The organism is Citrobacter sp. Marseille-Q6884 (assembly GCF_945906775.1).
Lineage (GTDB): Bacteria > Pseudomonadota > Gammaproteobacteria > Enterobacterales > Enterobacteriaceae > Citrobacter.
The window spans coordinates 138983-152917 of sequence record NZ_CAMDRE010000001.1 but is presented as its reverse complement, the minus strand read 5'-3'; the positions used below and the strand labels follow the sequence as shown (position 1 = coordinate 152917).

Annotated in this window: 12 protein-coding genes; 8 read left to right on the top strand and 4 right to left on the bottom strand. The window is 53.6% G+C overall.

Annotation, left to right across the window (positions count from 1 at the left end):
* Window positions 1-138: 138 nt before the first annotated feature.
* Both ppnN and queF read right to left on the bottom strand, forming a co-directional pair.
* Complete coding sequence (gene ppnN / locus N7268_RS00750; RefSeq protein WP_260861458.1) at window positions 139-1503, bottom strand: nucleotide 5'-monophosphate nucleosidase PpnN; 1365 nt, start codon at window positions 1501-1503, stop codon at window positions 139-141.
* Between the two features lie 113 nt (window positions 1504-1616).
* Window positions 1617-2465, bottom strand: a complete 849-nt coding sequence (gene queF / locus N7268_RS00745) for an NADPH-dependent 7-cyano-7-deazaguanine reductase QueF (protein WP_260861457.1) — start codon at window positions 2463-2465, stop codon at window positions 1617-1619.
* Window positions 2466-2533: 68 nt separating this feature from the next.
* Between queF and syd the strand changes: the two genes are divergently transcribed.
* The 4 genes from syd (at window position 2534) to N7268_RS00725 (ending at window position 5291) form a co-directional block, all read left to right on the top strand.
* Window positions 2534-3079 (top strand): SecY-interacting protein, encoded by a 546-nt coding sequence (gene syd / locus N7268_RS00740; protein WP_260861456.1) that lies wholly within the window; start codon window positions 2534-2536, stop codon window positions 3077-3079.
* A 631-nt stretch (window positions 3080-3710) separates the two neighbouring features.
* Entirely contained in the window at window positions 3711-4040 is a 330-nt protein-coding gene (locus tag N7268_RS00735) for a YqcC family protein (RefSeq protein WP_260861455.1), read from the top strand.
* Window positions 4040-4822, top strand: a complete 783-nt coding sequence (gene truC, locus N7268_RS00730) for a tRNA pseudouridine(65) synthase TruC (RefSeq protein WP_260861454.1) — start codon at window positions 4040-4042, stop codon at window positions 4820-4822. Before N7268_RS00735 ends, truC begins: the two co-directional genes overlap by 1 nt.
* Window positions 4823-4841: 19 nt before the next feature.
* Entirely contained in the window at window positions 4842-5291 is a 450-nt protein-coding gene (locus tag N7268_RS00725) for a flavodoxin (protein WP_135324490.1), read from the top strand.
* Between the two features lie 181 nt (window positions 5292-5472).
* Here the strand turns inward: N7268_RS00725 and N7268_RS00720 are convergent, their stop codons facing one another.
* On the bottom strand, window positions 5473-5691 hold the full coding sequence (locus N7268_RS00720) for a hypothetical protein (protein ID WP_260861453.1): 219 nt from the start codon (window positions 5689-5691) through the stop codon (window positions 5473-5475).
* Window positions 5692-5771: 80 nt separating this feature from the next.
* Between N7268_RS00720 and gudP the strand changes: the two genes are divergently transcribed.
* From gudP to N7268_RS00700, 4 genes are all read left to right on the top strand, one after another.
* Window positions 5772-7124 (top strand): galactarate/glucarate/glycerate transporter GudP, encoded by a 1353-nt coding sequence (gene gudP / locus N7268_RS00715; protein ID WP_260861452.1) that lies wholly within the window; start codon window positions 5772-5774, stop codon window positions 7122-7124.
* A gap of 2 nt (window positions 7125-7126) precedes the next feature.
* Window positions 7127-8467 (top strand): glucarate dehydratase family protein, encoded by a 1341-nt coding sequence (locus N7268_RS00710; protein WP_260861451.1) that lies wholly within the window; start codon window positions 7127-7129, stop codon window positions 8465-8467.
* Between the two features lie 20 nt (window positions 8468-8487).
* Entirely contained in the window at window positions 8488-9828 is a 1341-nt protein-coding gene (gene gudD, locus N7268_RS00705) for a glucarate dehydratase (RefSeq protein ID WP_260861450.1), read from the top strand.
* 78 nt (window positions 9829-9906) lie between these two features.
* Window positions 9907-11049, top strand: a complete 1143-nt coding sequence (locus N7268_RS00700) for a glycerate kinase (RefSeq protein WP_260861449.1) — start codon at window positions 9907-9909, stop codon at window positions 11047-11049.
* A gap of 101 nt (window positions 11050-11150) precedes the next feature.
* On the opposite strand, the gene barA is transcribed toward N7268_RS00700, so the two are convergent.
* Window positions 11151-13907 (bottom strand): two-component sensor histidine kinase BarA, encoded by a 2757-nt coding sequence (gene barA / locus N7268_RS00695; RefSeq protein WP_260861448.1) that lies wholly within the window; start codon window positions 13905-13907, stop codon window positions 11151-11153.
* Between the last annotated feature and the right edge of the window lie 28 nt (window positions 13908-13935).

The following is a 13935-nucleotide window of genomic DNA, read 5'->3' as shown; positions in this document are numbered from 1 at the left end:
TCATAATCGTCGTTTATATTAGTTAGGTGAGCTATGTGACTGGTATCACTAAAAAAGCCGGGAGGTTTAAGGGCCTGACCCGGCTTGAATATGGACAAAACTGTCACCGTGGTCGCCTCAACGACCCGGCATCGAACGCTACGCGCAGATTTCATAGCACGGGATGTACGCCGTGCCGGGTAGTTTCATACGATGCTGGGCGACAAAGCCCTGCAGGAGATCGTCCATGCGCCGCATCATTTCGCGGTCACCGTGGATTTTGTACGGACCAAATTTTTCAATGGCCTGGATGCCGACTTCCTTCACGTTACCCGCGACGATCCCGGAGAAGGCGCGACGCAGGTCTGCCGCCAGGACTTCAACGGGTTGATCAGGATACAGCTTCAGGTTCGCCATATTTTCATGGGATGGTTCGAACGGCATCTGCAAATCCGGGGCGATACGGATAGACCAGTTAAAGCTGTAGGCATCACCGGTATCGCGGCGATTTTCTTTCACCAGCGGCATCGCTTTTTTCATCAGCCGCGCCACTTCTGAGGCATCGTCGATGATAATCCGGTAGTGAAGACGCGCGCTTTCACCCAGCGTGTGCACGATAAATTCGTCCAGCACGCGGAAGTAATCTTCACTCTCTTTTGGTCCGGTCAGGATCAGCGGCAGAACCTGATCTTTGTTCGCCGGATTCATCAGGATCCCCAGCAGATACAGCAGTTCTTCTGCAGTCCCTACGCCCCCCGGGAAAATGATAATGCCGTGCGCGATACGCACAAACGCCTCCAGACGTTTTTCAATGTCCGGCATGATGATGAGCTCGTTAACCAGCGGGTTAGGCGGCTCAGCGGCAATGATTGACGGTTCGGTCATGCCGATAAAGCGACTGTCTCTGTATCGCTGCTGCGCGTGGCCGACCGCCGCGCCTTTCATTGGCGCTTCCATCGCACCCGGACCGCAGCCCGTGCAGATATTCAGTTCACGCAGACCCAGCTGCGTACCGACGCGGCGGGCATACAGATACTCATTTTCGTTAATGGAGTGACCGCCCCAGCAAACGACCATGTTTGGCGCTTCACCGACATGCAGCGCCCGGGCGTTACGCAGGATGGAGAAGACCAGGTTGGTAATGTGAACCGAGCTTTCAAGATCCAGATGCTGGAAACGACCGGCGTTATGGATCTGACCGTTGACGAAAAGAATGTCGCGCAGCACGGCAAACAGGTTGGCCTGCAGCGCGCGGATGATGCGTCCATCGACAAAGGCATCTTCAGGTGGGTTAATCAGTTCCAGCTTCACGCCACGCTCGCGGCGTAGCACGTTAATATCGAAACTTTCAAAGCGGGACAGCAACTCTTTGCTGTTGTCGGTTAAACTGCCGGAGTTCAGGACGGCAAGTGAACAGTTACGAAACAGTTGATACAGGTCGCTGCTGGCCGTGCGTTTAAGCATATCGACTTCCAGCTGCGACAACATGTCCATTGAGCCAAGCGGGCTAATATGTGTAATCAAGTAAACTCCTTATGGGACGCAACACGTCATTCCCTGTTGATTACAATAGCCCTGGCTTATGACCTTTCACAACCTTGTGTGCGGAATCCGACACGCAAAATTGAGAAAAAAGATTACTGACGCACCAGTCTGCCGATCGCCGGAACGAAATCGGTGTTGGTTCGCCACGGATTAATGTCCAGGCCGCCACGTCGCGTGTAGCGCGCATAAACGCTCAGTTTTTCCGGCTGGCAGAAGCGCAGGATGTCATTGAAAATACGTTCCACACATTGTTCGTGGAATTCATTGTGATGACGGAAAGAGACCAGATAGCGCAGCAGTTTCTCGCGATCGATTTTACGTCCACGATACTGAATTTGTATGGAGCCCCAGTCGGGTTGGTGGGTAATCAGACAGTTGGATTTCAGCAGGTGGCTGACGAGCGTCTCTTCCACCGCTTTCTCGCCGCTAACGGCGTTTTCCAGATATGTGGTGCTGAACTGGTAATTGTCGATAACGATATCCTGATCGTCGATGCAGGTTCCATTGAAATGGGCAATCGGCTGGCCTTCCAGTTCATCAAGACGATAAAGCGCAACGCTGACATCACCCTGCGCGCAGTGACGTAGATCGGTTTCCAGCGTCTGGCGAACCGCCTCCCATGAGTCAAAACGGGTCTGGTTAAAACTGTTGAGGTATAACTTAAAGCTTTTCGATTCAATCAGATTCACGCTGGTGTAATCGAGTTCCACGTGACCCACCGCAACCTGCGGTAAGCCATTGGCGTTCAGCCATGACAGCTCGTACAGCGTCCAGATATCCGCACCGCGAAACGGCAGATTATCGGCTTTTAAATCCAGCGGGTCGCGGTTCAGGCTACGTGGCACGCCCTGCAACAAACTGGCATCGTAATTATCCCGGTAATCTGTTGATTTCCCGAGGGTCAGGCCGTCAAGCGCCTGATGGTTTTCATAAGAAGACATGTTTCACCGTCATAAACCAGATACACTATTCGACAAGTGTATCCTGGCTTTTGTTAAGAGAGAAATCAGTGGACGAATTGACTGCGCAGGCGCTAACAGCCTTTACGACACGCTATTGCGACGCATGGCATGAACAACACAACAGCTGGCCGCTCAGTGAAGAGCTGTATGGCGTACCTTCTCCGTGCATTATTTCCTCCACCAGCGATGCGGTGTACTGGCAACCGCAGCCTTTTGTGGGCGAAGCGAACATAAACGCGGTTGAACGGGCATTTGATTTGGTGATCCAACCTGCCGTTCATGCGTTTTACACCAGCCAATTCGCCGGGGATATGCATGCACAGTTTGCGGAGGAGAAGCTGACGCTGCTGCAAACCTGGAGTGAGGATGACTTCCGCCGTGTTCAGGAAAACCTGATTGGCCACCTGGTTACGCAAAAACGTCTTAAGTTATCGCCTACGCTTTTTATTGCTACCCAGGACAATGAACTGGATGTCATTTCGGTGTGCAACCTGTCTGGTGAGGTGTGCAAAGAAACACTCGGAACCTGCAAACGAACGGTACTGGCCGCCTCACTTGCGGAATTCCTGACTCAACTTAAGCCAGTTCTGTAATCCAGTTTGCCCTTGAGCGTGTGAGAGATCTCTTACAAACCCTGTAGGAGATTGCCAGGTGATAACGGAAGATTATAGGGAGTGACAAAATAACAAACTCATATAATTCAATTTGTTATCTATTTATTGTCAACTTTCATATGAAAAAAACCATAAGGTAATGCCTGTAAGCGTCTTGTAAGATAAGGCAAAAAAGGCGATTCTATCTCCGTCGACAAGGAGTCGCACAACGAAGTGAACATCAGGATGATGACACTTCAGCAGGACACACCAGGACGGTGCTGCAAGGAAAGGCTTCAGGATGGAGCAAAGTGGAAGACGCTGGATGCGTTAAAGGACACCTCCAGGAGGGAGAACGAGAGCCGGTCAGGATGTTCGGCGGGTCAGGATGGCCAGGACGCTTCAGGATGAAGTTTACACACCGGGGTGGTGTGAGCAGGATGCAACTGTTCAGGATGAACAGGTCGCAAGACCACAGGAAAAGTTGTCATGGATGAGCAGGGAGCACTAAAAGTAGCTGGAATGCTGCGAAACGAACCGGGAGCACTGTTTATACAGTGCTCCCTTTTTTTATTTCCTTCCGACTAGTGCTATTCTTCGCGCCAGATTTTTCATCATTGAGGTTAATTTCATGACAACTCATGACCGTGTGCGCGAGCAGTTGCATGCGCTTGAAGCGCTGCTGCGTGAACATCATCACTGGCGGATGGACGAGCCAGAGGCGCATCTGTTTACCAGCACGCAGCCTTTTTGTATGGATACCATGGAACCCGTTGAATGGCTGCAGTGGGTGTTGATCCCCCGTATGCATGCTTTGCTGGATAATGCGCAGCCGCTTCCAGAGGCGTTTGCCATCGCGCCGTATTATGAAATGGCGCTGTCCGCCGATCACCCGCAGCGCGAAGTGATCCTGCTGGCCTTGCAGGATCTGGATGCGCTGTTTAGCAGTGATAACGCCTGATGCTGGAAATTATCTATCAGGACGAATGGCTGGTGGCGGTAAATAAACCTTCTGGCTGGCTGGTCCACCGTAGTTGGCTCGACCGTGATGAAAAAGTGGTCGTCATGCAAACCGTGCGCGACCAGATTGGTCAGCATGTGTTTACCGCACATCGACTCGACAGACCGACATCCGGTGTCCTGTTGATGGGGCTGTCCAGCGAAGCAGGCCGCTTGCTTTCGCAGCAGTTTGAACAGCATCAAATCCAAAAACGCTACCATGCGATTGTTCGCGGCTGGCTGATGGATGACGCGGTGCTGGATTATCCGCTGGTGGAAGAACTGGACAAAATCGCCGATAAATTTGCCCGCGATGATAAAGGTCCACAGCCTGCGGTTACGCACTATCGCGGTCTGGCAACGGTAGAAATGCCGGTGGCGACCGGGCGTTATCCAACGACCCGCTACGGACTGGTGGAACTCGATCCTAAAACCGGTCGTAAGCATCAGCTCAGACGCCACCTTGCTCACCTGCGTCATCCGATTATAGGTGACAGTAAGCACGGTGATTTACGCCAAAATCGGAGTGCCGCCGAGCATTTCGGCTGCCAGCGATTAATGCTGCATGCCAGTCAGCTTGCGCTCACGCATCCGTTTACGGGTGAGCCGCTGGTGATTCGCGCCGGGCTGGATGATGTCTGGATGCAGGCGTTATCACAGTTTGGCTGGCGAGGACTTCTCCCTGAGAATGAAAGGGTTGAGTTAAGCGCGCTGTCAGGTCAGGATGAGCAGATAGATTCTTAAGTCCCAGGAGATAAAGGTTATGGCGGAAATTGGAATTTTTGTCGGTACGATGTATGGAAACGCGCTGCTGGTCGCTGAAGAGGCTGAGGCTATCCTGACCGCACAAGGTCATAAAGCCACCGTGTTTGAAGATCCAGAACTGACGGACTGGCAGGCGTATCAGGATAAATATGTCCTGGTGGTCACCTCAACGACCGGGCAGGGCGATCTGCCGGATAGCATTGTGCCGCTGTTTCAGGGGATCAAAGATAACCTCGGATTCCAGCCGAATCTGCGTTACGGCGTTATTGCGCTCGGCGACAGCAGCTACGTTAATTTCTGCAATGGTGGCAAACAGTTCGATGCGCTGCTGCAGGAACAAAGTGCCCAGCGTGTGGGGGAAATGTTGCTGATTGATGCCAGCGAGCACCCTGAGCCGGAAAGCGAATCCAATCCCTGGGTAGAAAACTGGGGAACCCTCCTGTCTTAAGACTCACCCTCCCCCTGGCGGGAGGGCGTCATGCCTGTGCCAGCTAGCAAAAGAACAACCTGACACTATTCGAATAAAACAGTCCCGCACTTGCTTTAGGCAAATGCCTGTAAAACCCTTTCATTAATAAGGGATTTTACGGACGTTTCCCTGGGGTCAAGCGACCTGTTTCACACTCCTCTCATTTCAAACCTGAATTCCCCTTTTTCCGCCTGTCGTTTTTCATTTCCGTGAAGTCGCTTCCATTGGCCTGGGCTTTTGCCACAAACATACGTAATACGTTGCCGAAATGTTGTGTTGTTGCACGGTGAGCGCGCGCCGGACGCTTTTTATACTGCGCATGCCAGTGATAAAAAACGCAGCATGCAAGGCGAACGACCTCATAAAAAGCTGCATACATACAAAACGTCACCTCTGATTCCCTACCGGTTGTGCAGTTCAGAGTGAGCGTGGCTAACGCGAAAATTCAGGAGTGCAACAATGAGTTCATTAAGTCAGGCAGCGAGCAGTGCGGAAAAACGCACTAACGCTCGTTACTGGATAGTGGTGATGCTGTTTATCGTCACATCCTTCAACTACGGCGACCGCGCGACCTTATCGATTGCTGGCTCAGAAATGGCCAAAGATATTGGCCTTGATGCGGTCGGTATGGGGTATGTGTTCTCTGCTTTCTCATGGGCCTATGTGATCGGCCAGATCCCCGGCGGCTGGCTGCTCGACCGCTTTGGTTCAAAACGTGTTTATTTTTGGTCAATCTTTATCTGGTCCTTGTTTACCCTGTTACAAGGCTTCGTCGATATCTTTAGCGGCTTCGGCATTATCGTTGCGCTGTTTACCCTGCGTTTTCTCGTCGGTCTGGCTGAGGCGCCTTCCTTCCCGGGTAACAGTCGAATCGTTGCGGCGTGGTTCCCGGCGCAGGAGAGGGGAACAGCGGTTGCTATCTTTAACTCCGCGCAATATTTTGCCACCGTTATCTTCGCCCCAATCATGGGCTGGCTGACCCATGAAGTGGGTTGGTCGCATGTGTTCTTCTTTATGGGCGGACTTGGGATCGTGATCAGTTTTGTCTGGTTGAAGGTGATCCACGAACCGAACCAGCATCCGGGGGTGAACCAAAAAGAGCTGGAGTACATTGCCGCCGGCGGTGCGTTGATCAACATGGATCAGGCTGCGACCAAAACGAAAGTCCCGTTCAGCGTGAAGTGGGGGCAAATTAAGCAACTGTTGGGTTCACGCATGATGATCGGCGTGTATATCGGGCAGTACTGCATTAACGCGCTGACCTACTTCTTTATCACCTGGTTCCCGGTCTATCTGGTGCAGGCACGCGGCATGTCGATTCTGAAAGCGGGGTTTGTCGCCTCTGTACCTGCCATTTGTGGATTCGTAGGGGGCGTGCTCGGGGGCATTATCTCCGATTGGCTGATGCGTCGTACCGGTTCGTTGAATATTGCCCGTAAAACGCCAATCGTGCTGGGAATGCTGTTATCGATGGTGATGGTCTTCTGTAACTACGTCAACGTTGAATGGATGATCATCGGCTTTATGGCGCTGGCCTTCTTTGGCAAAGGTATTGGTGCGCTGGGTTGGGCGGTGATGGCCGATACCGCGCCAAAAGAGATCAGTGGTCTTTCCGGCGGTCTGTTCAATATGTTTGGCAACATCTCCGGCATCGTGACGCCAATTGCCATTGGCTACATCGTGGGTACCACCGGGTCGTTTAACGGCGCGCTGATCTACGTTGGTGTTCACGCGCTGATTGCCGTGCTGAGCTATCTGGTGCTGGTGGGTGATATTAAACGTATCGAACTGAAACCTGTCGCAGGACAATGATGATGACAACACAATCGAGTCCCGTAATTACCGATATGAAGGTCATCCCGGTGGCCGGACATGACAGCATGTTGCTCAACATCGGTGGCGCGCACAACGCCTGGTTTACGCGCAATATCGTCGTTCTTACTGACAATGCCGGGAACACTGGCGTGGGCGAAGCGCCGGGCGGTGAAGTGATATATCAGACCCTGGTTGAGGCTATGCCGATGGTGCTGGGTCAGGAAGTGGCCCGGTTGAATAAAGTGGTTCAGCGGGTGCATAAAGGTAATCAGAGCGCTGACTTCGATACCTTTGGCAAAGGTGCCTGGACCTTTGAACTGCGGGTCAATGCGGTTGCGGCGCTGGAGGCGGCGCTGCTGGATTTGCTGGGCAAAGCGCTCAATGTGCCGGTCTGCGAACTGTTAGGACCGGGTAAGCAGCGCGATGCGGTGACCGTGCTGGGCTATCTGTTCTATGTGGGCGATCGCACAAAGACCGACCTGCCGTATCTGGAACGTACCCCGGGCAACCATGAGTGGTATCGCTTGCGCCACCAGCACGCGATGAGCAGCGATGCCGTGGTGCGTCTGGCAGAAGCCTCTCAGGATCGTTACGGTTTTAAAGATTTCAAACTCAAAGGCGGCGTGCTGCCGGGCGAGCAGGAAATTGAAACCGCCCGCGCACTGAAAAAACGTTTCCCCGATGCGCGTATTACGGTCGATCCCAATGGGGCCTGGTTGCTCGATGAAGCCATTGCGTTATGCAAAGGGTTAAACGATGTTCTGACCTATGCCGAAGATCCCTGTGGTGCTGAACAGGGTTTCTCCGGGCGCGAAGTGATGGCGGAGTTTCGTCGGGCCACGGGACTTCCGGTCGCGACGAATATGATCGCCACCAACTGGCGCGAAATGGGCCATGCGGTGATGCTGAATTCGGTCGATATTCCGCTTGCCGATCCGCACTTCTGGACGCTTTCCGGTGCGGTGCGCGTGGCACAGTTATGTGATGATTGGGGATTGACCTGGGGTTGCCACTCGAATAATCACTTCGATATTTCGCTGGCGATGTTTACCCACGTGGGTGCCGCAGCGCCGGGTCACCCGACGGCCATCGACACGCACTGGATCTGGCAGGAGGGCGATTGCCGCCTGACCAAAAATCCGCTGGAGATTAAGCATGGAAAAATTGCGGTTCCGGACGCGCCAGGACTGGGCGTGGAACTGGACTGGGAACAGGTACAAAAAGCGCATGAGGCCTATAAAACCTTGCCTGGCGGCGCGCGTAACGACGCAGGCCCGATGCAGTATCTGATCCCCGGATGGACTTTTGACCGTAAACGTCCCGTTTTCGGCCGTCACTGATTTTGAATAAGGACACTACGATGAGCGCACAATTTTCTACCCCTGTCGTTACCGCTATGCAGGTGATCCCGGTCGCGGGTCATGACAGCATGTTAATGAACCTGAGCGGCGCACATGCCCCGTTCTTTACGCGTAATATTGTGATTATCAAAGATAACGCGGGTCATACTGGCGTGGGTGAAATTCCTGGCGGGGAGAAGATTCGTCAGACCCTGGAAGATGCTATCCCGCTGGTGGTGGGGAAAACGCTGGGTGAATACAAAAACGTGCTGAACGCCGTGCGTAATACATTCGCCGATCGTGATGTTGGTGGACGCGGCCTGCAAACCTTCGATTTGCGCACCACGATACATGTGGTGACCGGGATTGAAGCGGCCATGTTGGATCTGCTCGGCCAGCATCTGGGGGTAAACGTCGCATCGCTGCTGGGTGAGGGGCAACAGCGCAGCGAAGTCGAAATGTTAGGTTATCTGTTCTTTGTGGGTAACCGTAAAGCGACGCCACTGCCGTATCAGAGTCAGCCGGATGACGCCTGCGACTGGTATCGCCTGCGTCACGAAGAGGCGATGACGCCGGATGCCGTAGTACGCCTGGCAGAAGCGGCCTATGAAAAATATGGCTTCAACGACTTCAAACTGAAAGGCGGCGTATTGGCAGGGGAAGAAGAAGCAGAGTCCATTGTGGCACTGGCTAAACGCTTCCCGCAGGCGCGCGTCACACTGGATCCTAACGGTGCCTGGTCACTGAATGAAGCGATCAAAATAGGTAAATACCTGAAAGGTTCGCTGGCCTATGCGGAAGATCCCTGTGGCGCAGAGCAGGGCTTCTCCGGGCGTGAGGTGATGGCAGAATTTCGTCGCGCAACCGGTTTGCCGACGGCAACCAATATGATCGCCACCGACTGGCGTCAGATGGGGCATACGTTATCGCTGCAGTCGGTGGATATCCCGCTGGCAGACCCGCATTTCTGGACCATGCAGGGCTCTGTGCGGGTGGCGCAAATGTGTCATGAGTTTGGCCTGACCTGGGGTTCTCACTCTAATAACCATTTCGATATTTCCCTGGCGATGTTCACCCATGTCGCAGCAGCGGCACCCGGTAAAATTACGGCCATCGACACGCATTGGATCTGGCAGGAGGGCAATCAGCGTCTGACCAAAGAGCCATTTGAAATTAAAGGCGGTATGGTGCAGGTTCCGACAAAACCGGGTCTGGGCGTGGAACTGGATATGGATCACGTGATGAAAGCGCATGAGCTGTATCAGAAACACGGCCTGGGCGCGCGCGATGATGCGATAGGAATGCAGTACCTGATCCCAAACTGGACGTTTGATAATAAGCGTCCGTGCATGGTACGCTAAGCTATCTGGGACCGCTCCCATGGAGCGGTTTTTCTCCTGGTATATGCTTAACACAGTCAACATGCGTAAGGATGCTTTATGAAAATAGTGATCGCACCGGATTCCTATAAGGAAAGTTTGAGTGCGCTTGAAGTCGCAACGGCCATTGAGCAGGGCTTTCGTGAAATTTGGCCAGATGCGGAATATGTAAAAATTCCGGTTGCAGATGGCGGCGAGGGAACGGTTGAAGCAATGGTTGCCGCGACGGCAGGGCATCTTGTGCATGTTGATGTTACGGGGCCATTGGGGACCCGTGTTCAGGCATTTTATGGTTTATCGGGCGACAAGCGCTCTGCGTTTATCGAGATGGCGGCAGCCAGCGGGCTGGAATGGGTTCCTCCGGGGTTACGCGATCCGCTAAAAACGACGTCCTGGGGCACAGGCGAGTTGATCCGCCACGCGCTGGATGCGGGTGTTGAACATATCATCATCGGGATTGGCGGCAGCGCGACGAACGATGGCGGCGCCGGTATGGTGCAGGCGCTGGGCGCAAGGTTACTGGATGCACAAGGTCATGAGATTGCACAAGGCGGCATAGGCCTGGAAGCGCTCGCAAAGATTGATATCTCGGCGTTGGATCAGCGTCTGGCGGCGTGTCGTATCGACGTAGCCTGCGATGTGACGAACCCGTTAACCGGTAAAGAAGGTGCCTCAGCGGTATTTGGCCCGCAAAAAGGAGCCACGCCGGAAATAGTTGAGCGTTTGGATCGGGCGCTGACGCACTACGCTCAACTGATTCACCGTGATCTCAACCTGGAGGTGTCAGGGCTGGCTGGCGGTGGCGCGGCCGGAGGGATGGGCGCGGCGCTGTATGCGTTTTGCGGTGCAGAGTTACGCTGCGGCATTGAGATCGTGACGGATGCGTTGCATCTGGATGCCTGTGTTGCCGATGCGGATTTAGTCATCACAGGCGAAGGGCGTATCGATAGCCAGACGATTCATGGCAAAGTGCCGGTCGGCGTCGCGAAGGTCGCAAAGCGTTATAACAAGCCCGTTATCGGGATTGCGGGCAGCCTCACAGCCGATGTAGGCGTGGTGCATGAACACGGTATTGATGCCGTCTATAGCGTGATTTATACCATTTGTACGCTGGATGAGGCGCTGGAAAATGCGCGCGACAACGTCAGGATGACGGCGCGAAATGTGGCCGCAACGCTTAACGTCGGGCAACAATTACGTTAAATGTTCATGCGTATAAGTCGGATAAGGCGGTGATGCCCCTATCCGACGATGTGCCCGGCGACGCTAAGTTTACCGGGCCTGGTACTCACGCAATGAATCCCTCATCCCAACATCTTCTTCGCTTCGCGCGCGACGTTATCCATCTCATCAAGCAGTTCTAACAGCTCAGGTTCCAGCGCTTCTGCTTTGGTGCCGCTGCGAAGCTGTTGTTCGATAAGCTGGCACAGTTTCTTCATACGGGGTACGCCGCTATAGCCGCAACTGCCGTGCAGTTTGTGAATTAAATCCACCAGACCTTCGGGATTTTCGCCCACCAGCTGTTCTTCTATCTTGTTACGGACTTCTGGCAGAAAATCGATCAACATTTGCAGCATATCTCGCGCCAGATCGTTTTTCCCGGCGGCTTGTCGTAACGCCAGTTGCCAGTCCAGCGTCGCATTCGGATTGACGACCGGTTCCGGTGGCGCAATGGCGATTGCCCGGGTTGATGCGCCTGCGCCGGGCTTGTAGCGCAACAGCAGACTATGCAGTTTATCTTCTTCAATGGGCTTGGCCAGATAGTCGTTCATCCCGGCGCTGAGCAGTTTCTCTTTTTGCCCAGCCATGGCGTGCGCAGTCACAGCCACGACAGGCGTCTGCTGTTGATGAGGGAGTTGATGGATGAGTTCGCTGGCCCGTATGCCGTCCATGTCGGGCATCTGAATATCCATCAGGATCAGATCAAACTGCATCTGTTTGGCGCGATCTACCGCCTGATGCCCGCTGTCGCAGAGTTCAACATGCTGGACTTTGTCTTCCAGTAACGCGCCGATCAGTTTGAGATTCGCCGGATTGTCATCCACCGCCATCACGGTCATCGCGATTTTGTTTTCATCGAACATCGGCAGCTCAGCGCTGTGATTCAAGTGACAATACTCTGTCAGCGCTGGCAGCAAGCGCGTTGAGGTGAGTGGTTTTAACAGACAAGCCGCGGCGCCGCCCTGTTTTAATTTCTCGGCGTTAATCTGCGCGTGACAAGGCAGAGCCAGTAACAGGAAATCGGTCATCGCCGCAGCGCTTGCCAGACGCTCATGCTGCATGGTGAGCGGTTCCCGGAACGTCACCGGTACGCCAAGAAGTAAAATATCGTAGTGATCTGCCGGCAGCGCGGAGAAGGAAGGGCTGTAAATCACCTCCAGTGCGGTTTCACTCAATATATCCAGCGTACATTGCGCCGCAGTGGCGTTAGGTTCAACGTAGGCCAGCCGTTTACCGGCCAGGCAGCGGGTTGCCGAACGTTCGCTGAGCGCGTTGGGGTTGAGATCCAGGCTAATGTGGAACCAGAAGGTGGAACCTCGATTTGGCTGACTGTGGAACGAGATATCCCCGCCCATTTCGTTAACCAGTTTTTGGGTGATCACGAGACCCAGCCCGGTGCCGCCGTGGCGACGTGAAATACTGGCATCCGCCTGGCGGAAGGCCTGGAACAGGCGTGATTGATCCCGTTCAGGGATACCAATGCCGGTATCGCGAATTTGTACTTCAATCTGGACTTTGGTGTTACTGAGGGCGCGTTTCTCGACCAGAATATCGATATTACCGCTCTCGGTAAATTTGATGGCATTGCCGACCAGATTAGTGATGACCTGCTGTAAACGCAGCGGATCGCCGATCACATTGTCCGGTACGTCATTCTTAATATTGAGCGTCAGCTCAAGCCCTTTATCATGGGAGGAATGCGCTAAAAGCGTTACCACGTCATCCAGCGTACTGCGCAGCGGGAACGGGATGCTTTCCAGAATTAATTTGCCGGCTTCCAGTTTGGAGAAGTCGAGCACATCATTGATGATAGCGAGCAGGTTGTTTGCAGAACGTTCAATGGTATTCAGATGATCGCGCTGCGTCGAGTTGAGCTCCGTTTTGAGCGTCAGACGCGTAAAGCCAATGACGCCGTTGAGCGGGGTACGCAGCTCGTGCGACATGTTGGCCAGAAACTCTGACTTAATACGAGCCGCTTCCTGGGCGCGTTTCTTCGCCAGATCCAGTTCGACGTTCTGGATCTCCATCTGCTCCAGCGTTTCGCGCAGATCAGAGGTCGCCTGATCGATGTTGTGCTGCATCTCCTCGTGGTAGGCCGCGAGAGACATCGCCATTGAGTTGATGCCATTTTTTAGCATATCCAGCTCGCCCAGCATGAATCCTTCTACACGACTGTCGAGCTGCCCTCTTCGGATACGGTCAACGGTATTCACCATGTTGCGGATAGGTCCGGTGACGTCACGCATCAGGCGCCAACCAAAAATTAACGCAATACCGATACAAAACAGCATCATCACGCTGGAAATAAAAATCTCTTTGTACTGCTGAAGCCGCACGGATTTGAGATCAAGTTCCAGCGCCACGTACCCGAGCATATTTTGTGTATTTTTCGCATCGCTGACGGCAGATTCATCGGGAGAATAGCTTTCCGATATAATGGGGGTACGCAGGATCATGATATCCCCGAGCCGGGTGACGCTCAGCTTTCGGGGAAACGGCGAGCCGGTCGCAAGCTGCATTTCCGAGGGATCAAGATGAAAATTGGACGTGACGAACAGTCGGTTATGTTCGTCATAGACAGAAATTGCCCGCACGATATCGGAATGGCGACGGTGCAGTACGCTAATAAGCTGGCCGATGGATTCCCGATTTTGCAGGTTCATGCCATATTCGCTGGAGACCGCAAGTGGCTCAATGATGCTGGCACCAGCATCTTCCAGTTGACGCTGCAAGTCGTTATAGCGGTGCACAACAAAAAAGATACTGAGCAACAAACCAATCAGGACGGTCGGGGCCAGGATCAGAATCATCATGCGTGCGCGCAGGCTGTAGTTGGTCATGGAGTTCCGTTATGGGACAATTAGGGTC